18 protein-coding genes and 1 tRNA gene are annotated in these 19,624 nt (G+C 30.0%); 4 read left to right on the top strand and 15 right to left on the bottom strand.

From position 1 onward, the window contains the following. The first annotated feature begins 15 nt into the window (after positions 1-15). The 3 genes from Q0L44_RS03820 (at position 16) to ettA (ending at position 2,733) form a co-directional block, all read left to right on the top strand. Positions 16-630 carry a hypothetical protein gene (locus Q0L44_RS03820; protein ID WP_296635512.1) on the top strand — a complete coding sequence of 205 codons (615 nt, stop codon included), beginning with the start codon at positions 16-18 and terminating at the stop codon, positions 628-630. Between the two features lie 200 nt (positions 631-830). After that, positions 831-1,013: a CAL67264 family membrane protein gene (locus Q0L44_RS03815; protein WP_296635510.1), complete on the top strand. Its 183-nt coding sequence runs from the start codon at positions 831-833 to the stop codon at positions 1,011-1,013. 28 nt (positions 1,014-1,041) lie between these two features. Then, entirely contained in the window at positions 1,042-2,733 is a 1,692-nt protein-coding gene (gene ettA / locus Q0L44_RS03810; protein ID WP_296635508.1) for an energy-dependent translational throttle protein EttA, read from the top strand. Between the two features lie 139 nt (positions 2,734-2,872). Here ettA and Q0L44_RS03805 read toward each other — a convergent pair whose 3' ends face one another. The 15 genes from Q0L44_RS03805 to aroC all read right to left on the bottom strand — a co-directional run bounded on the left by Q0L44_RS03805 (position 2,873) and on the right by aroC (position 18,873). Further along, positions 2,873-3,118, bottom strand: coding sequence for a DUF6095 family protein (locus tag Q0L44_RS03805; RefSeq protein WP_296635506.1), 246 nt, complete (start codon positions 3,116-3,118; stop codon positions 2,873-2,875). 1 nt (position 3,119) lies between these two features. Continuing rightward, a complete protein-coding gene (gene murQ, locus Q0L44_RS03800) occupies positions 3,120-3,926 on the bottom strand; it encodes an N-acetylmuramic acid 6-phosphate etherase (RefSeq protein WP_296635502.1) in 807 nt (268 codons plus the stop codon). A gap of 53 nt (positions 3,927-3,979) precedes the next feature. Beyond that, the gene (locus Q0L44_RS03795) at positions 3,980-4,807 is read right to left on the bottom strand and encodes a DUF4249 family protein (protein ID WP_296635500.1); all 828 of its coding nucleotides are present in this window, start codon (positions 4,805-4,807) and stop codon (positions 3,980-3,982) included. 7 nt (positions 4,808-4,814) lie between these two features. Beyond that, a complete protein-coding gene (locus tag Q0L44_RS03790; protein WP_296635499.1) occupies positions 4,815-7,184 on the bottom strand; it encodes a TonB-dependent receptor in 2,370 nt (789 codons plus the stop codon). A gap of 221 nt (positions 7,185-7,405) precedes the next feature. Beyond that, positions 7,406-9,616: an NADP-dependent isocitrate dehydrogenase gene (locus tag Q0L44_RS03785; RefSeq protein WP_296635496.1), complete on the bottom strand. Its 2,211-nt coding sequence runs from the start codon at positions 9,614-9,616 to the stop codon at positions 7,406-7,408. A 579-nt stretch (positions 9,617-10,195) separates the two neighbouring features. After that, positions 10,196-10,546 (bottom strand): 50S ribosomal protein L19, encoded by a 351-nt coding sequence (gene rplS, locus Q0L44_RS03780; RefSeq protein WP_296635494.1) that lies wholly within the window; start codon positions 10,544-10,546, stop codon positions 10,196-10,198. Between the two features lie 182 nt (positions 10,547-10,728). Further along, a complete protein-coding gene (gene trmD, locus Q0L44_RS03775; RefSeq protein WP_296635492.1) occupies positions 10,729-11,406 on the bottom strand; it encodes a tRNA (guanosine(37)-N1)-methyltransferase TrmD in 678 nt (225 codons plus the stop codon). 16 nt (positions 11,407-11,422) lie between these two features. Beyond that, entirely contained in the window at positions 11,423-12,373 is a 951-nt protein-coding gene (locus tag Q0L44_RS03770; protein WP_296635489.1) for a succinylglutamate desuccinylase/aspartoacylase family protein, read from the bottom strand. Then, complete coding sequence (rimK, locus tag Q0L44_RS03765; RefSeq protein ID WP_296635486.1) at positions 12,363-13,238, bottom strand: 30S ribosomal protein S6--L-glutamate ligase; 876 nt, start codon at positions 13,236-13,238, stop codon at positions 12,363-12,365. Before rimK ends, Q0L44_RS03770 begins: the two co-directional genes overlap by 11 nt. After that, positions 13,239-13,673 (bottom strand): RimK/LysX family protein, encoded by a 435-nt coding sequence (locus tag Q0L44_RS03760; RefSeq protein WP_296635485.1) that lies wholly within the window; start codon positions 13,671-13,673, stop codon positions 13,239-13,241. It lies immediately after the preceding gene. A 67-nt stretch (positions 13,674-13,740) separates the two neighbouring features. Continuing rightward, positions 13,741-15,297 carry an FAD-dependent protein gene (locus tag Q0L44_RS03755; RefSeq protein ID WP_296635483.1) on the bottom strand — a complete coding sequence of 519 codons (1,557 nt, stop codon included), beginning with the start codon at positions 15,295-15,297 and terminating at the stop codon, positions 13,741-13,743. Positions 15,298-15,302: 5 nt separating this feature from the next. Further along, on the bottom strand, positions 15,303-15,449 hold the full coding sequence (locus Q0L44_RS03750; RefSeq protein ID WP_296635481.1) for a hypothetical protein: 147 nt from the start codon (positions 15,447-15,449) through the stop codon (positions 15,303-15,305). Positions 15,450-15,783: 334 nt separating this feature from the next. Beyond that, positions 15,784-16,662: a carboxylesterase family protein gene (locus Q0L44_RS03745; protein WP_296635478.1), complete on the bottom strand. Its 879-nt coding sequence runs from the start codon at positions 16,660-16,662 to the stop codon at positions 15,784-15,786. A 14-nt stretch (positions 16,663-16,676) separates the two neighbouring features. Next, positions 16,677-17,768 (bottom strand): heparan-alpha-glucosaminide N-acetyltransferase domain-containing protein, encoded by a 1,092-nt coding sequence (locus Q0L44_RS03740; RefSeq protein WP_296635476.1) that lies wholly within the window; start codon positions 17,766-17,768, stop codon positions 16,677-16,679. Positions 17,769-17,808: 40 nt separating this feature from the next. Then, on the bottom strand, positions 17,809-18,873 hold the full coding sequence (gene aroC, locus Q0L44_RS03735; protein WP_296635473.1) for a chorismate synthase: 1,065 nt from the start codon (positions 18,871-18,873) through the stop codon (positions 17,809-17,811). 240 nt (positions 18,874-19,113) lie between these two features. Between aroC and Q0L44_RS03730 the strand changes: the two genes are divergently transcribed. Then, positions 19,114-19,198, top strand: a tRNA-Ser gene (locus Q0L44_RS03730). Positions 19,199-19,624: the final 426 nt, after the last annotated feature.

Below are 19,624 nucleotides of genomic sequence, written 5' to 3'. Positions count from 1 at the left end.
CTAAAACTGTACTATATGAAAAGAATATTTTTTATGGCATTTCTATTAATCCCATCTCTACTTTATACAATGCCTCAAAGAGGAGGAGGAATGAGAGGTAGGTCTTCTCAAAACAATGATAGACAAACTGAGGTTAGTAAAATTAAGGAATTTAATGCGGCTGAAACAGCAGGTATATTTTATTATGATGTACCAAAAGTTGTAAAGAAATTAAAAATTAAGGACGGTTCCATTAAAACCAAATTAACAAGGTTTTTAAGAACTTATAATTTTAAAGTAAAGGAAATTGCATTACTCAATAAAGAAAATTTTGATGATTTAAATGTGATTATGAAAATTACAAGGTCATCAAACAGGTCAAGCAATAGTTTTCAAAATAACAATCAAAATAAAGTTCCTAATGTTAGACAAAAAATAAGTGAAATAATTAGACCTATAAGAATTAAAATTATAGCTTTAGAAGAAAACTTAAATGAAAGTTTAGTAGTTGTTTTAAGTGAAAAACAAAATAAGAAATGGTTTAAATATCAGAAAGGTATTAAAGAAAATATGCAACCTAAAAGACCTAATAGAAGGCAAAATAACACTACTCAAGATCAGAGAAGAGGTGTTCAGAGAAGAGGTTTTTAATTGTTTTTTTTTGCAGATATGTTTAAACAAGAGCACTTTTAAAGTGCTCTTTTGTTATTTTAAATTATCGCATAATAATTACTAAAAGATGAAGTTATTTTTACTTTACTTAAAAAAAATGTTTTATTGTTGGAGTTAAAAGGTTAAAATAAACGGAATAAATTTTCGATATTTGCGAATTAACAAATACTTAGAGAAGAATGGCGATGAATAAAAACAATGTCTTAGGATGGGCAACTGTTCTAATGATTTTTATGGGAGTAACTTTAATTTTAATGGGTGCCTACAGATATGAGGAAGTTGCTGGTTGGGGCTTTGCTACAGTTGGTATTGGTTTTTTCTGTATTGCTTGGGTGTTTAATGCCCTAAAAGGAAGAGTTTAGTAAAATATAATAAAAGAATATAAACGTAATGAGTGACGATAAGAAAGTAATATTCTCGATGAATAAGGTTTCAAAAACCTATCAATCTACTGGAAAGCAAGTTTTAAAAGATATTTATTTAAGTTTTTTTTATGGAGCCAAAATTGGGATACTTGGTTTAAACGGTTCAGGTAAGTCTACTTTATTAAAGATTATAGCAGGAGTTGAAAAAAACTTTCAAGGAGATGTTACCTTTTCACCAGGTTATAAAGTAGGTTATTTAGAGCAAGAGCCTTCTTTAGATCCTGAAAAAACAGTTTTAGAAATTGTAAAAGAGGGTGTTTCAGAAACAGTAGCTATTTTAGATGAATACAATAAAATAAACGATATGTTTGGTTTAGAAGAAGTGTATTCTGATGCTGATAAAATGGAAAAACTAATGAACCAGCAAGCTGAACTTCAAGATAAAATTGATGCAGCAAATGCTTGGGAATTAGACACAAAATTAGAAATCGCAATGGATGCCTTAAGAACACCAGATTCTGACAAAAAGATAGGAGTACTTTCTGGGGGAGAAAAAAGACGTGTAGCTTTATGCAGATTGTTATTACAAGAACCAGAGATATTATTGTTAGATGAACCAACTAACCATTTAGATGCAGAATCTGTTCATTGGTTAGAGCATCATTTAGCACAATATAAAGGAACTGTAATTGCAGTGACTCACGATAGATATTTCTTAGATAATGTTGCTGGTTGGATTTTAGAGTTAGATAGAGGAGAAGGTATACCTTGGAAAGGAAATTACTCTTCTTGGTTAGACCAAAAGTCAAACAGAATGGCTCAAGAAAGTAAAACAGCGTCTAAACGTCAAAAAACTTTAGAACGAGAATTAGAATGGGTTCGTCAAGGTGCAAAAGGAAGACAAACAAAACAAAAAGCTCGTTTGAAGAATTATGATAAACTAATGAGTCAAGACCAAAAACAGGTAGATGAAAAATTAGAAATTTATATTCCTAATGGACCACGTTTAGGAACTAACGTTATTCAATCTGAAGGTGTTTCTAAAGCTTTTGGAGATAAATTATTATACGAAGATTTGGTTTTTAACTTGCCACAAGCAGGTATTGTTGGTATTATTGGACCAAATGGTGCAGGTAAAACTACTATTTTTAAAATGATCATGGGAGAAGAAAACCCAGATAAAGGATCATTTAAAGTAGGAGAAACTGCAAAAATAGCTTACGTAGATCAAGCACATTCAAACATTAATCCAGATAAAACAATTTGGGAAAATTTCTCTGACAGTCAAGATTTAGTTATGATGGGAGGTAAGCAAGTAAATTCTAGAGCTTATTTGAGTAGGTTTAATTTTTCTGGGAATGAGCAAAATAAAAAAGTTTCAACACTTTCTGGTGGTGAGAGAAATAGATTGCATTTAGCAATGACTTTAAAAGAAGAAGGAAATGTTCTTTTACTTGATGAGCCAACTAATGATTTAGACGTAAACACCTTAAGAGCATTAGAAGAAGGCTTAGAGAATTTTGCAGGCTGTGCAGTAGTAATTAGTCACGATCGATGGTTTTTAGATAGAATTTGTACTCATATTTTAGCTTTTGAGGGCGATAGTCAAGTCTATTTCTTTGAAGGTTCTTTCTCAGATTATGAGGAAAATAAAAAGAAACGTTTGGGTGGAGACTTAATGCCTAAAAGGATAAAATACAAAAAATTAATCCGTTAATATTCCCTTATTATATCTTGATTTAAATGATATATAGATATATTTTTAGTTAATTTTTAAATAGAGGAAAACCAATTTTTTAAAACTAGTAAACCCCACTTTTAAAGTGGGGTTTTTATATTAAATTCAATATTTTTAATTATTTGTTATTAAATATTGCTTTGCTGAGTAAGTTAAAAGTTTTAAAAGCAAAATATATAGCGTAAAACAAAATTAAAAACCCAAGGACAAGAAATAGGTAAGCAAAATAAAAATCTGGACTATCAGTAAATTTATCAATAGCTTTAAAGCCCATTGTAATTGTTATAGGTGCAATAATAAATAAAAGAATCACTATACCAAGTCTAATTAATCCTTTGCTTAATAAATTTAGATTTGTACTCATTTTAAAAGTTTTTAATTGCATTTCTGACACTCCCATATTTTTGTAACAATTGATGCGCCTCTTTTTGATTAATGTCTAATTCTTGAATTAACATTTTTACTCCCCTGTTTACTAATTTTTCATTAGAGAGCTTCATGTCTACCATTTTATTTCCTTTTACTTTTCCGAGTTGAATCATAACAGAAGTAGAAAGCATATTTAAAACTAGCTTTTGAGCTGTACCAGCTTTCATTCTAGAGCTTCCTGTAACAAATTCTGGTCCTACTAAAACTTCTATTGGATAAGTTGCTACTTTTGATATTGGACTTTTTACATTGCATGTTATACAGCCTGTTGCAATACTATGCTCGTTACATTTTTCTAGTGCAGAAATCACATATGGAGTTGTTCCAGAAGCAGCGACACCTACAACAATATCTTTATCATTAATAGCATGTTTTTGAAGGTCTTTCCAGCCCAGATTCTTGTCATCTTCTGCAAATTCTACTGCTTTTCTTATGGCAATATCTCCTCCTGCTATTAAACCAACAACTAGATCGTGAGAAACACCAAAGGTAGGCGGACATTCAGAAGCATCTAAAATTCCTAATCTTCCAGATGTACCAGCCCCCATATAAAAGAGTCGTCCCCCTTTTTTGAGTTTAAGAACAATTTTATCTGTCAGTTTTTTTATTTGAGGTATCGCTTTTTCTACTGCAAAGGCTACATTTTGGTCTTCTTTATTTATGTTTGTTAATAACTCTAAAGTAGATTGCTTTTCTAAATGATTATACTTCGAGTCTTGTTCTGTTGTTTTTATAAATTCCATTACTCAAAAGTACTTATTTTATAGTTTTTAAAAAGTGAAAAAAAATATATTTATTACCTCTGCTCTAAGTCTATTGTAAATGTATCTGATTCCGAAATTTGAAAATATCCCAAAGGAAAATTATCTTCATTTGTAGTATTAATAATATTTCCAAGTAAAGAAGAAGGCACAGACTCAAAAGGGCCACCTGCATCTTGTCCACTTTGATCTATTAATATATTAAAGTATGTATAGTATTCCTTGGATACTCCAGACATTTTTATGGTAACTGTTGCTGGTAGCTCTATATCATCTTCTTGATAAAAATTAGAAAAACTATATTCTGCACCATTAAAAAAACGATCTTCTAAAGCTAAGTATAATGAATTTGAGAAATCGAAAATATAGTAATTATCTACTGTACCATCATCAGAAAAATAGAGTTTTATTTCAGTTTCTTCGCCCGAAAATAAGGTTTGATTTCCTTGTTCTATTCTAGTAAGAGGGGTAGATTTAATTCTTTTCGAAGTTGCTTTATAGATCTCATTATTATAAATAACAGTAAGCTCGTAATTATTATTCTCAAGAGGAATAAAGGATTGTGATGTTGTATAGGTTCCATCAGCATTTAAATCTTCATAATTGAAAATAGTTCTTGAAGATAAATCAGTTATAAATACAGAGGCATCTGTTACTACAGGTGTGGTTTCTTCAAAATAGTCTGCAGATAATTTTAGTTTTATATCAGTTTTTGCGCTTACAGGGTTTTCATCAAAAAAAACTTCAAATGAAGCATCAATAACCAATTTAGGTTCAATTGAAGGAACTTCAACGTCAACTACTTTTTCACAATTGCACAACGCAAATAATAATAAAATTGGAATTATATGTATATTTTTCATCTTTCAATTAAAATTTAAAATTATAAGTAACAGAGGGAACTAGTCCAAATATTGAAGTCTGTACAGCTTCATTTCTTCGCGTTTCTCTGTTCTGTCTAAAGTTAATAGAGGCAGCATTTTGTCTTCCATAAACATTATAAATACCAAAAACCCATTCTCCTTGCCAGGTTCTATTCTTGTTTTTTTCTGGTGTTAATGTAGCCGATATATCTAACCTGTGATAGGCTGGCAATCTGTCTGCATTTCTTCTATTGTCATCATAAATAGGCACATTTAAACCTGAAATTTCATACTGACCTACTGGGTAATTAGTGGGTTGCCCAGTTTGAAATAAAAAGTTTGCATTAAAGGTCCATTTTTTAGAGAGTTCATAACTACCATTAAGTGAAAGATCGTGTGTCTTATCAAACGGAGTACTGTACCATTCTCCTGAATTTATACCCGGTTCATTTTCTGTTCTTCCTGGTGTTTGTTGTTCCGATTTTGACCATGTATACGCAAACCAACCTGTAAAATCGCCTTCATTCTTTTTTACTAGAACTTCAAGACCGTATGCTCTTGCTTGGCCATTTAAAATAACAGTTTCTATCTCATTGTTTGCTACTAAGTTCGCTCCATTAATATAGTCAATTCTATTCTGAATATCTTTATAAAAAGCCTCTGTTTCTAATGAATAATCTCCATTTTTAATTGATTTAAAATACCCAACTGCAAATTGATCAAGTTTTTGAGGTTTTACAAATTGTCCACTTGGTGTCCAAATATCTAGAGGAGTAGGAGATGAGGTATTGGATAATAAATGCAAGTATTGTACCATTCTATTATAACTCATTTTAACAGAGCTATCTTCATTAACAAGATAAGAAAGTGAGAAACGTGGTTCAAAATTTTGAAAACTTGCCAATATATCGCTTCTTTTATAAGTATTTATTCCTATAGCTTCTGCAGATTCGTACCTTTTAAATTCTTCATTATAAATAACTGGATTGTTATTTTCGTAACTATTAATTTCGTCTTGTCCTAGTCTACTAAAGTTACTATATCGAAGACCATATTCAAAGGTTAACTTTTCGCTTATTCTTTGTTCTGCAGATAAATATGCGGCAAATTCATTAGCGTATTTATCAATAAGTTTTTCAGGTTGTATACCAGAATCCTCTCTGTTTGGTACAATTTCTCCTGGGTTAAATTTGCTGTAAATGTTATTTATACCATAACTAAGGGTAAATTGGTCATTTAAGTAGTTCTTAAAATCGTATTTTAAATTGAAGTTTGTAATTCCAGAATCCCATTCAAATCCAACGAAATCTAGAGTTAGTCCATAAAAGTAATCAGAATAGATTAATGATAAATTAGAAAATATTTTATCAGAAAAAAGATGGTTCCATCTTAAATTCAATACTGTATTTCCATAATCATTTACAAAACTCTCATTTACACCAAAAACATCTTTGCCAAAATAAGTAGATAGAAACACATTGTTTCTATCATTAAATCGATAATTTATTTTACTGTTTAGGTCATAAAAATAAGCTTTGTTATCGTTGTTAAATAGAGGAAGAAATAGGTGTGCGTAAGATGCTCTACCAGCAACTACAAAAGAACTTTTTTCTTCTTCAATAGGACCTTCAACTAAAAGCCTAGAAGAAACCAAGCCAATTCCTCCAGTTATATTAAAATCTTTACTATTTCCTTCTTTCTGATAAATATCCAAAACAGAAGATAATCTTCCTCCGAATTTTGCAGGTATACCACCTTTGTAAAGCTTTACATCTTTTATAACATCTGGGTTAAATACAGAAAAGAATCCAAACAAATGGGAAGAGTTAAATACTATTGCTTCATCTAACAATATTAAGTTTTGATCTGCAGCTCCACCTCTAACGTTAAAGCCAGAAGCACCCTCGCCAGCACTTGTAACACCTGGAAATAATAGTAAGGATTTTATAATATCAGCTTCTCCTAAAACAACAGGTATTTTTTTAATTGTAGCAGAACTCAGTTTATTTACACTCATTTGCGGAGTTCTTACATTTAATTTTTCGATGTCAGATTGTATGACTATTTCTCCTAAACTTTCTGCTTCCTCATTAAGTTTAAAGTTTTTTGTAATGTTTGTTATTAGCTTAATTTGCTCTTTTATGGTTATAAAACCGAGGTAACTAATCTGTACAGTATATTTACCTTTAGGAAGTGTTAAAGAATAAAAACCATATTCGTTGGTGCTTGTTCCTGCATTTAATTCAGGAATGTAAACAGACACACCTATTAATGTTTCGTTACTTGTGTTTTCATAAACAGTTCCGCTAATTGTTATTTTTTCTTGACTATATAGTCCTGTAGAAAAAAAAATAAAAAAAATAAGTAATTTTTTCAATGAAAGTATTTTGTTTTATTAATATAAAATATCCTTAAACAAAAGTACTCTTTAAACAACTAGAATTATCTAAGAAAACGTTAAAAAAACTTAATCATAAATGATGTTTTATATTTTTATTTTTCTTTATCTGAAGTAATTAATGAAAATCTAATCTAATTAAAAAAGGAGTGCTGTGAAGCGCTCCTTTTGTTAATGTCTTATTTAAATAAATGTTAAAGTTAATTCAATATAGTATTAAGTGCATTATTCGGTTTCATTGCATCTACTACTAAATCTTCACTTGGTAAGTAGTACCCTCCAATATTTACTGGCTTTCCTTGAATGTCATTCAACTCTTTTACAATTTGCGATTCATTATTACTTAATGCCTCAGCAATTTGGGTAAATTCTTTTTTTAATTCAGCGTTTTTATCTTGATTCGCTAAACCATCTGCCCAATATTTTGCAAGATAAAAGTGACTTCCTCTATTGTCCAATTCTCCTACTTTTCTAGACGGTGATCTATTTTGATCTAAAAAAGTATCTGTAGCTTCATCTAAAGTTTCAGCTAAAATTAAAGCTTTTTCATTATTTGTGGTGTTACCTAAATGCTCTAAAGAAACTGCTAAGGCTAAAAACTCACCTAAAGAATCCCATCTTAAGTGGTTTTCTTCTAAGAATTGTTCTACGTGTTTAGGAGCAGAACCTCCTGCACCAGTTTCAAATAAACCTCCACCATTCATTAATGGTACAATAGATAACATTTTAGCAGAGGTGCCCACTTCTAAAATTGGGAACAAATCTGTTAAATAATCACGTAATACGTTTCCAGAAACAGAAATAGTGTCTTCACCTTTTGCGATTCTCTCTAAAGTGAATTCAGTAGCTTTTATAGGTGATAAAATTCTAATGTCTAAACCAGAAGTATCATGGTTTTTAAGGTATGTATTAACTTTTGTTATGATTTCTGCATCATGAGCTCTGCTTTCATCTAACCAGAAAACTGCTGGTGTGCTAGAAGCTCGTGCTCTTGTAACTGCTAATTTTACCCAATCTTGAATTGGTAAATCTTTTGTTTGACACATTCTCCAAATATCGCCTTCTTCTACATTGTGTTCTAACAGTATTGTTCCATCTGCATCTATAACTTGTACTCTACCTGATTCGGGAATTTCAAATGTTTTATCATGAGAACCATATTCTTCTGCCTTTTGTGCCATCAAACCAACATTAGGTACTGTTCCCATTGTTGTAGGATCAAAAGCACCATTCTTTTTACAAAATTCAATAGTAGCTTCATAAATACCTGAGTAAGAACTATCAGGAATAATAGCTTTGGTGTCTTGCAACTTTCCTTTAGTATTCCACATTTTACCAGAATTTCTGATCATTGCAGGCATAGAAGCATCAATAATAATGTCTGAAGGTACGTGTAAATTGGTAATACCTTTATCAGAATTTACCATTGCTAAAGCTGGTCTTTTTGAATAAATTTCTGAGATATCTGAAAGTATTTCCATTTTTTTATCGTCAGACAATTTATCTAAGCTATTTAGAATACTAGCGAAGCCTACGTTTGCATCAACCCCTATTTCTTGGAATGTTTTGTCGTGTTTTTCAAATAAATCTTTGTAAAATATTTTTACTGCATGTCCAAAAATAATAGGATCAGAAACTTTCATCATTGTTGCCTTCATGTGCAAAGAAAGTAATACTCCTTTTTCTTTAGCATCAGTAATTTGAGCCTCTAAAAATGAAAGTAATGCTTTTTTACTCATTGTAGTTGCATCTATAATTTCACCGTCTAAAAGATTTATTTCTTCTTTTAAAACAGATTCTGTTCCAGATTCTGCAATATGTTTTATTGTTACACTAGTTCCTTTAGAAAGGGTTACAGACTTTTCATTATGGGCAAAATCACCTTTCTCCATAGTAGCTACATGTGTTTTAGAATCTGAACTCCAAGCACCCATTGTGTGTGGGTTTTTACGCGCATAGTTTTTAATTGCTTTTGGAGCTCTTCTATCAGAATTACCTTCTCGTAAAACTGGGTTTACAGCAGACCCTTTCACTTTATTATATAATGCCAAACATTTTTTTTCTTCTTCTGTTTTTGGATTTTCAGGATAGTTTGGAATAGGATAACCTAATTCTTGTAACTCAGCAATGGCGGCTTTAAGTTGCGAAACGGAAGCACTAATATTTGGTAATTTTATAATGTTAGTATCAGGTTGTTTTGCTAAATCTCCTAAAATAGCTAAAGCATCTTCTACTTTTTGATTATCTGTTAAGTATTCAGAGAAATTAGCAAGAATTCTAGCAGCTAGAGAGATATCTTTTACTTCAATTTCTATTTGCGAAGATTTTGTAAAAGCTTTTACTATAGGTAAGAAAGAGCGTGTAGCTAAAGCGGGTGCTTCATCTGTTTTTGTATAAATTATTTTAGCCATTTATAATAAGTTTAAAATATCTGAAAATTGTTTTTTTTTGGTAAAAAAGAAGCTTATAAATTAAGCCTGGCAAATTTAACAATAACAGTTGTGTTTTTTATTACTAATTTCTTATTAATTCCTCTTTTTTTATAAGAAATTTACAAAAATTATTAAAGATTAGTTCTTTTTTAAATAGATAAAAGCCACAGTTTACAAAATAATTGTAAAACATGGCTTTTTAGTAAATTTTAAATGTAAAATTTATGGTTTCATAAATCTTTACATCCTTAATTCTTTTGATAATTGCTTTGGTCAATTTTTAAATTATTGACACTATCAATTAAATTTTAGCGGTAAAATTTAACTACAAAAGAATATTACTTTTAAAATACGTACTGCATTACTTTTTATTTTTTTTTGAAGACATTAAGTGCTACACTAGTATTTAGTTTCAAAATTAAATGCTAGGCGTTTTATTTTAAAATGTTTTTTCGAATAGAAGTTAACAATCTATAAACTTGACTTATAAACATTTGTTAATTAAAAAAGCACTGTAAATGTTTACAGTGCTTTTTTAGAATATATATTGTAATATAACTATCTTCTTTTTTCGGTAATTCTAGCTTTCTTACCAGTAAGTCCTCTAAAGTAAAATATACGAGCTCTACGCACTTTACCTTTTTTATTGATTTCAATCTTTTGGATAGAAGGTAAGTTTACAGGGAAAATTCTTTCAACACCAACAGTACCAGACATTTTTCTGATAGTAAATGTTTCTGAAGTACCAGATCCTCTTTTTTGAATTACAACTCCTCTAAAAAACTGAGTTCTAACTTTTTCACCTTCCTTAATTTCATAGTATACAGTAATTGTATCACCAGCTGCAAATTCTGCAAATTCTTTTTTTGTTACAAATTCGTCTTGTACAAATTTTATTAAAGATTCCATATCTTAATATTTATAGTTTTACCAGAATAACATTCACGTATTTCGTCAGCGGTTATTTTAGCGGTCGCAAATTTAGTAATTAAATTTAATTAAAGAAATTTAATTTTGCTATTTTTTTATCTGATTATTAGATATATATAAATTTATAAGTACAAAGCTAATTTACAATAAGCAATTTATCTTTATTCTTTTAATAAATCAGGTCTTATTTCTTGTGTCCTTTCATATGCTTTTTCATTACGCCAATCTTCAATTTTTGGAAAATTTCCAGATAATAAAATTTCAGGAACTTTTAGTCCTTCAAATTCTGCAGGTCTTGTATAAACAGGAGGGGAGAGTAGGTTGTCTTGATAAGAGTCTGTTAAAGCAGATTGTTCATCTCCTATAACACCAGGAATTAAACGCACAACAGCATCTACTAACACTGCAGCTGCTAATTCACCGCCCGTTAATACATAATCACCAATAGAAATTTCTTTGGTAATGAATTTATCTCTAATTCTTTGATCTACTCCCTTATAGTGACCTGTAAGTATTAAGATATTTTCTTTTAAAGATAGCGTGTTTGCAGTACTTTGGTTTAAAGTTTTAGCATCTGGAGTCATATATATAATTTCGTTATATATTCTCTCTGATTGTAATTTTTTAATACATGTAGCTATAGGTTCTATCATTAAAACCATACCTGCACCTCCTCCGAATTGAGTATCGTCAATTTGCTTATAGTTTCCTAAACCATAAGTTCTTAAATCGTGTAGAATAATTTCTACCAACCCTTTTTCTTGGGCGCGTTTTACTATAGAATGGTTAAATGGACTTTCTAATAAATTTGGTGCTACTGAAATAATATCTATACGCATCGTCTATAATTATTTTTTATTCGCTTATACTCATATGAAATAGAGCGTCTCCTTTATTGACTATTGGTGTTTTATTTATACAGAATATAAAGCCTTTATATGGTGCATAAATTTTCTTTGTAAAGTCTCCAAATGGATCTTGTATGACTCCTAAAACTTCTTTTTTTTCAACAAAACACCCGTTTGAAACGCTAATTTTAAACATACCAGAGTCCGAAGCTCGTATCCATTTTGCTTTTTTGATGTAAATTGGAGTTTCCCTTACATTTATCTCTCCTTCAATTAACCCTAAGTGAATTAATACATTTCTTGTACCATTAACACCTTCATTTATGATTGTAGGATTTAATTCTTTAGATTTTCCACCCTCAAACAATAAAACGGTTTTTCCCATTTTATACAAGGTTTCTCTGAGTGATTTTATAATAGTGTTAGAATGTACAATTATAGGTGGATTAAATACTTTTGCTAATTCTAATCCTTTTTTATCGTCTTTATTGCACCTTATTTGTGCAACATTATCACGCTCACCACCACCTGTATGAAAATCAATAACATAATCTACATAAGGAGCTATTTTTTCTGAAAACTGAAATGCAAACTGACTAGCCAAAGATCCATTTAAGGTTCCTGGAAACATTCTGTTTAAATCTCTACCGTCTGGAAACTCTCTTGTATGAACAAGATATCCAAAAATATTAAATACTGGAATACAAATAATGGTTCCAATTTTAGGTTTATTCAATTCTAAATTTATAATCTCTCTTACAATACCAACACCATTTGTTTCGTCTCCATGAATACCTGCAAGTAGAAGAACTACTGGACCAGATTTTTTAGCATGTTCTATGATTACAGGGACATTAACGGTAGTTCTTGTATGTAGTTTTGCAATTTTTAAATCGATTACTGTACGTTTTCCTTCTGGAATAACTTTACCTAAAAGTGTAAAAGGCTTATTCGACATGTATTTCTAAATAACGTATAATTTCTTTGGCTATATTTTTACCAGTAGCAACCTCGATTCCCTCTAGTCCAGGAGAAGAATTTACTTCTAAAACTAATGGTCCTTTTGAAGATTGCAGCATATCTACCCCAGCAACACCTAATCCTAAAGCTTTGGTTGCTTTTAAAGCTGTTTTTTCTTCTTCATCCGTTAGTTCAATAACTGTAGCATTTCCTCCTCTATGTAAATTAGAACGGAATTCACCCTCTTTTCCTTGTCGTTTCATTGCGCCAATTACTTTACCATCTACAACAAATGCTCTAATATCTGCACCACCAGCTTCTTTTATAAATTGTTGAGCAATTACTCTTGCACCTAGACCATTAAAAGCTTCTAATACTGAAGTTGCTGCATTTTTAGTTTCAGCTAAAACTACTCCTAGTCCTTGCGTGCCCTCTAATAATTTTAAAACAACAGGGGCTCCTCCAACAGACTCAACTACATGTTCTACATCTTTTGTGTAGTTCGTAAATACCGTTTTTGGTAAACCAACTCCAGCTCTTGCTAATATTTGTAAACTACTCAACTTGTCTCTAGATCGTGTTAATGCTATCGAGCTCACAGAGGTAAATACTTTCATCATTTCGAACTGACGAATAACAGCAGTTCCATAAAAAGTGACAGATGCTCCAATTCTTGGTATAATTGCATCTATATTTTCGATGTATTCTCCTTTGTAATATATTTTTGGAGATTTTTTTTCAATTACAATATCACATTTTAAATGATCTACCACTAATACTTCATGTTTTCTTTTTAAAGCAGCCTCAACTAACCTTTTTGTAGAGTATAATTTAGGGTTTCTCGATAAAATAACGATTTTCATTTAATTTGTTTTTAATTTATGTGATAGGTTTTTTTTTGAGGGATCAATAATAAATTTATTATTTAAAAATTTTCTTCCAATCAATATAGGGAATTTCATCTTTTTTCGTTCACTTAAAGTTAAATATATTGGAAAAGATTTGTTAAATATTTCAATCGTTGTTTGTATCATGAATCTCTCTTCTGATTGACCATTAGAACTTTTAACTTTCTTAGCACTATATTTTTTAAATGTAAATTGTTTGTTAGTGTATAGTTTATGTTCTGGATCTAATAGTGTAAATGAAATAAATTGTTCACTTCCTTTAGTAAATTGTTTAATATCTGAACAATGAATAGAAGAAGTATAGGCTCCAGAATCTATTTTTATGTCTATGTCTTCAAGAGATAACTCATGAAAATCAGCTTTGTCAGTTCTCCCAATTGTTAATTTCATAAACGGATTTAATAAGGTAAAATTAGGAATACTTTTTGGGTTTGTCTAATTAAAAAAACTTAATTAATTAGTGTCTTGCAATTGCAGCTTCTGCACATCTTTCACCATCCATTGCAGCAGAAATAATACCACCTGCATAACCACCACCCTCACCACATGGAAATAAGCCTTCAATTTCAATATGTTCCAGATTTTCTTTTCTCGGTATGTTTACTGGAGAAGAAGTCCTAGATTCTACTCCTACAATATTTGCTTCATTTGTAAAGTATCCATGCATTTTATTTCCAAATGCAGGAAATCCTTTACGTAATTTACTACCAATAATTTTTGGGAGTAGAGAATGTAGTGGTGCAGAATTTAAACCTGGTTGATAAGAGGTTTCGTTTAAATCTGTAGATAATTTTCCGTCAACAAAATCTACAAGTCTTTGAGCGGGTGCTGTTTGCGTTCTTCCACCTGCAAAATAAGCAATTTTTTCTAAATCTTTTTGGAATTGCAAGCCTTTTAAAGGGCCTAAGTGGTTATATTTCTTAAAGTCTTTATCAATATCTAATTCAACTACAATACCTGAATTTGCAAACTTATTGTTTCTCCTACTTGGAGACATTCCATTTACTACAACTTCGCCATCTGCTGTAGCTGCAGGTACAATGAAACCTCCAGGACACATGCAAAAAGAGTAGACACCTCTGTTATTTACCTGTTCTACCAAGCTATAAGCTGCTGCAGGTAGCAACTCATCTCTTTCCCTAGAACAACTATATTGAATTTGATCTATGATTTCTTGTGGATGTTCTACACGAACTCCCATCGCAAAAGATTTTGCTTTAATCGCAATCTTTTTTTTGTGTAAAAGTTCATAAATATCTCTCGCAGAATGGCCTGTTGCTAAAATAACGGATTTAACATTTATTTCTTTTTCGTTATTTATTTGTAAACCTTTTATTTTATTATTTTGAATATTAAAATCTGTAACAGAAGAATTAAAATGTATTTCACCTCCGAAATTTAAAATAGTTTCACGAATGGTTTTAATAATTTTTGGAAGTTTGTTTGTTCCAATATGAGGATGTGCATCAATAAGAATTTGTTCTGTTGCCCCATGATATACCAAGTTCTCAAAAATTCTTCTTACGTCTCCTCGTTTTAAACTTCTAGTGTAAAGCTTACCATCTGAATAAGTACCAGCTCCACCTTCTCCAAAGCAATAATTAGAATTGTTATTTACATTATGATCTTGGTTAATTGCTTTTAAATCTCTTCTACGTTGCTGTACATTTTTACCTCTCTCTAATACTATAGGTTTGTACCCAAGTTCTATGCATCTTAATGCTGCATACATACCTGCTGGTCCAAAACCTATAATGTGAATTTCTTTAGCATTAGAAACATCTTTATAATCAAAGATGTAATCTGATTTTTCTAGAGCATTTTCGTTAATATAGACAGCTACTTTATAATTGAAGATGGTTTCTTTTTTTCTTGCATCTATTGATTTTCTAAGTACTTTAACTGCAGATATAGTATGTGCTTTTATTTTCAAAAAGCTTGCAGACTTGTGTAAAAGAATGTCTTTTTTACGTTCTTCAATTAAGTTAACACGTAATTGTAATTCTTTAATCATTTTTACTAGTAAAAAATTATATAGCTTCTAGCGGCATTCAGAATTGGTATGTATTCTGTGATACTTTCTTGAAGTGATTTATTGATATAAATTAACTTTTTTTTTAGGGCATCTTCAGGTGCTTTATCTTGTGCTTTTTGTTCTAATTCCAAAATTTTATTTAAGCAACTAACCCCATTAAGCCTAATGTTGATTTTAAACAATGAGAAATCTTTCTGACTGTTTCGTAATTTAGTCTTTCTTCATTTTTTTTAAGTGTTTCTAATCTAGTTTCTGTGCCAGATAAATACATTAATATTAATTGTATTAGCGCACTTTTATCTGTAAAAAAATAACCAATTAATAAAGAAGTGTCTTTGATGCTAATATTTAGTGTTTTTTTTGATTTTCATGAAATAAAATTAGTGGAATATTCTTTTAGGTTAAAATAACGTAAAGCAAAGATATAAAAACCATTCTTTGTTTTTGGAAGATTCTAAAAATGCTTTAATGAATCACTTCTTTTTGCAGCATTTTTTGATTCACTATTGCATCTTTAATAAAATCTAAGATAGTATCTCTTGCTTCGTAAATAGGTCTTGTGTTCCAACTGTGATTACCTTCTTTTATTGTATATAGGTAATAAGATGTATTTAATTTTTTAAGTTTTTCAGCAATTGCTTTTGATCCATACAAGGTTAAATATCCAGGATCTGTTTTTTTACAATAATGGTGAGGTGCAATATTATAGGGAACCAATTTATCTTTAACCCCATGAAATAGCTGAGTAGGAATAGCAGTTTCCTTAGAAATGTATTTTAGTGAAGTAGCTGCACCTGCCATTGCTACAAGTCCAGCAAAAGATATATTGTTTTTTAATGCCTCTTTTGAATAAGCTAGGTGAAGTACTGTCTCAGCACCAGCACTAGATCCAATAAGGATTATTTTTTTTTCATTAATTTTAAATTTCTCTTTTTTAGAAATCAGATACTGTACTGCTTCGTAAATATCTTTTGAGCCTTCATTAAATGCTTTTATCTTAAGACTAGCAGGTACATTACAACCAAAACCAATATTTTTCATGGTTAGTCTATAGGATAGAGAAGCAACAATATATCCTTGCTTTGCCATTTCTTGACAAAAATATTTAGAAATCTTATCATTCCTTTTTCCAGAAGAAAAACCACCTCCATGAACGTAAACCAATATTGGTTTTTTTTCGTTATTATTTTTAGGTTGGTATAAGTCTAGTTTTAAGTTTTTTTGAGATTTTATTTTTTTATAGGAGAAAGTTCTCTTTTTAATTTTATAATTTTTTTTTTCTCGATTTGTTTGTGCAATAGTATTACCTAAAAAAAACAATGAAACAATAAAAAATAATTTCAAATTATAAAAAAACTTCAATTAGTTTTAATTTTTTTAAATTTAGACTGTAATGTAAGAAAAATTAATTGTTTATTTTTATTGTAGTGAAATGAAATAAAACAAACTAAAATTAAAAAAAATACAGCTCCTACAATCACCACAATAGGTTCTAGACTTTTTCCAAAAAAATGTTTCAATCCTATTCCTGTAAAACTCCCATAGATTAAGATAAAATGAATAATATAAATAGATAATGTATTTTGACCTATTTTTAGTAATAATTCGTTTTTTAAATACTTTTCTAAACAATAAAAAAGTGCGAAATAAACAAGAACATTTCCAAGTCTTGTAAATAAGTAGTTGTAGTTAGCAACTGCCATAAAAATTTCAATTTCAAACAATTTTGACAGAAATACTAAGGTGTTAGATGAATATAAAATTAAGAGCAAACCTAAACTTACAAAAGAAAAAACGATGGTCTTTTTAAACTTTTTTTTAGATTCATACAAGTGAAATATAGTAGCTAAAAAAGCGCCAAAAGAAACATAGCCTAACCAAGGAAAAATAGTAAATACTGATCCATTATTTTTTGAAAAATAATTGTTTAAAGGGAGTGGAAGCCACTCTATATTTAAATTTCTATATATGGGTTCGGTTATAAAAATAAAAATACTAATTGATAAAGATGCTATTAAAAATAAATTTGTTTTCTTAAAACATAAACAATAGAGTACCACAATGAAAATAAGACTTATGCCTATAATTTGTAAAACATCAATTGCTAGAAAATAGGTGTTAAAGTAACCATTTAACCATGCTAAAAAAGGGATTCTTAAGAGGTAACCTATAGCAATTAGTAAAATACCTTTTCGAATTCCTTTTGTTAGTCTAATTTTATCTTGATTTCTTTCTTTAGCTTTAAATAATAGGTAAGTAAATATTAGACCAGAAATTGTAAAAAATGTAGGAGCCGTTATACCTCTAAAATAAACCCAAATTTTATAAATTAAATATTCTGGATTTCTGAAGACTGGATCTATAAGAGCGTCAATAAAATGACCTTGAAGCATCATTAGTATTGCAAAAGTTCTAACAAGATCTATAAAGTATAACCTTCTTTTTTTCAAATAAAGAGTTTTTTTTGAAAGATACTCAAAAAGAAATAGTTTAAATTTGTCTCGTCTTGTTAATTAAATAATAGTCGGCTAAAACTAAAGCAGTCATTGCTTCTACAATAGGAACAGCTCTAGGAACTACACAAGGGTCATGTCTTCCTTTTCCTGTTATTTCAGTGATTTTATTTTCTGAGTTGATTGTTTGTTGAGAAGACATTATTGTAGCTACAGGCTTAAAGGCGACTCTAAAATAAATATCCATTCCGTTAGATATACCTCCTTGTATTCCTCCAGATAGGTTTGTGGTAGTGCTACCATCTTCATTGAAAATATCATTGTGTTCTGATCCTTTCATTTTTGCTCCGCAAAAACCACTTCCAAATTCAAACCCCTTCACAGCATTTATAGACAACATTGCTTTGCCTAATTCAGCATGAAGTTTCTGAAAAATAGGTTCACCTAATCCTACTGGTATGTTTTGTGCGACACAAGTTATAGTTCCACCAATCGTATCTCCTGCTTTTCTGATTTCTTTAATTTTTGAAATCATTTTTTCTGCAACTTCTTCATCAGGACATCTTACTATGTTTTTTTCAGTAGAAGAGAAATCTAATTTTTGGTAAGGTTTATTTATAAAAATGTCACCTACAGAAGAGGTAAAAGCATTGATAGATATAAAAGAAATAAGTTGTTTGGCCAAAGCACCAGCAACAACCCAGTTTGCAGTTTCTCTAGCAGAACTTCTTCCACCACCTCTGTAATCTCTTAAACCATATTTTTGATCATAAGTAAAATCTGCATGGGAGGGCCTATAAATATTAGTGTTATGGTTATAGTCCTTGCTTTTTTGATTTGTATTTTTAATTACAAAACCTATTGAAGTTCCTGTAGTTTTTCCTTCAAAAATTCCAGATAAGAATTCAACAGTATCTGGTTCTTTTCGTTGTGTAACAATTTTAGATTGGCCTGGTTTTCGTCTATCTAATTCTTGTTGAATTTCATCTAAGTTAATATCTACCCCTGCTGGGAAACCATCAATAACACCTCCAATAGCTACTCCATGTGATTCTCCATAAGTAGTAAGTTTTAGTAAATTTCCAAAAGAATTGAAAGACATTGTAAAGTTTTAAAATTTACTACAAAGATACTAAAACAGTAGTATTATCTACCATGCTAATCTTGTTTAATACGATTTCTACTAAATCTGTGTAAATCTAATATGTTGATTATTAATATGTAATATTTATATTTTAAGGATATCCAAAAAAAAATAAAAATTATTAGTCAATTTGTTTCACAACATAAAAAAGCTTTCTATATTTGCATCCGCATTCAGGAAATACCTGATAAGACACTAGGAGAAATGGCAGAGTGGTCGAATGCGGCAGTCTTGAAAACTGTTGACTGTAACAGGTCCGGGGGTTCGAATCCCTCTTTCTCCGCAAAAACTTTTTCAAAATCAATTAAAGTCCTGTAAACTTAATGTTTTCAGGATTTTTTTTATCCTTAAAGTACCAAAATGTACAATTAAAACCTTTTATAAGTGACCTATTAGGTGACCTATTTTTTATTATTATTATTATGGTAACCATATTGTGTGTAAAATGTTTATAAACAGATGTTTAAATAGGTGTTAGTCATGTAAAATTTTGTATATTAAACAAATTAAAGGTTATTAAAATGAACAAAACATTTGGGTTATTATTCTACTTAAAAAAAAGTAGAGTATATGTAAAGGGTATTGGATCGTCACCATTCATTGCGCTCGTAGTATCTTTAAAACTAAATAAAATGTATTAAACTATTTTTTTTAAATAACTAATCGAAAAGCCAGTCTTATCACTAATTTCATCTAAAGAGTAGTTGTT

The organism is Polaribacter sp., assembly GCF_024639685.1.
Taxonomy (GTDB): domain Bacteria; phylum Bacteroidota; class Bacteroidia; order Flavobacteriales; family Flavobacteriaceae; genus Polaribacter.
Note: the sequence above shows the minus strand (reverse complement) of the source record. Positions and strands in the feature narration are given on the sequence as shown.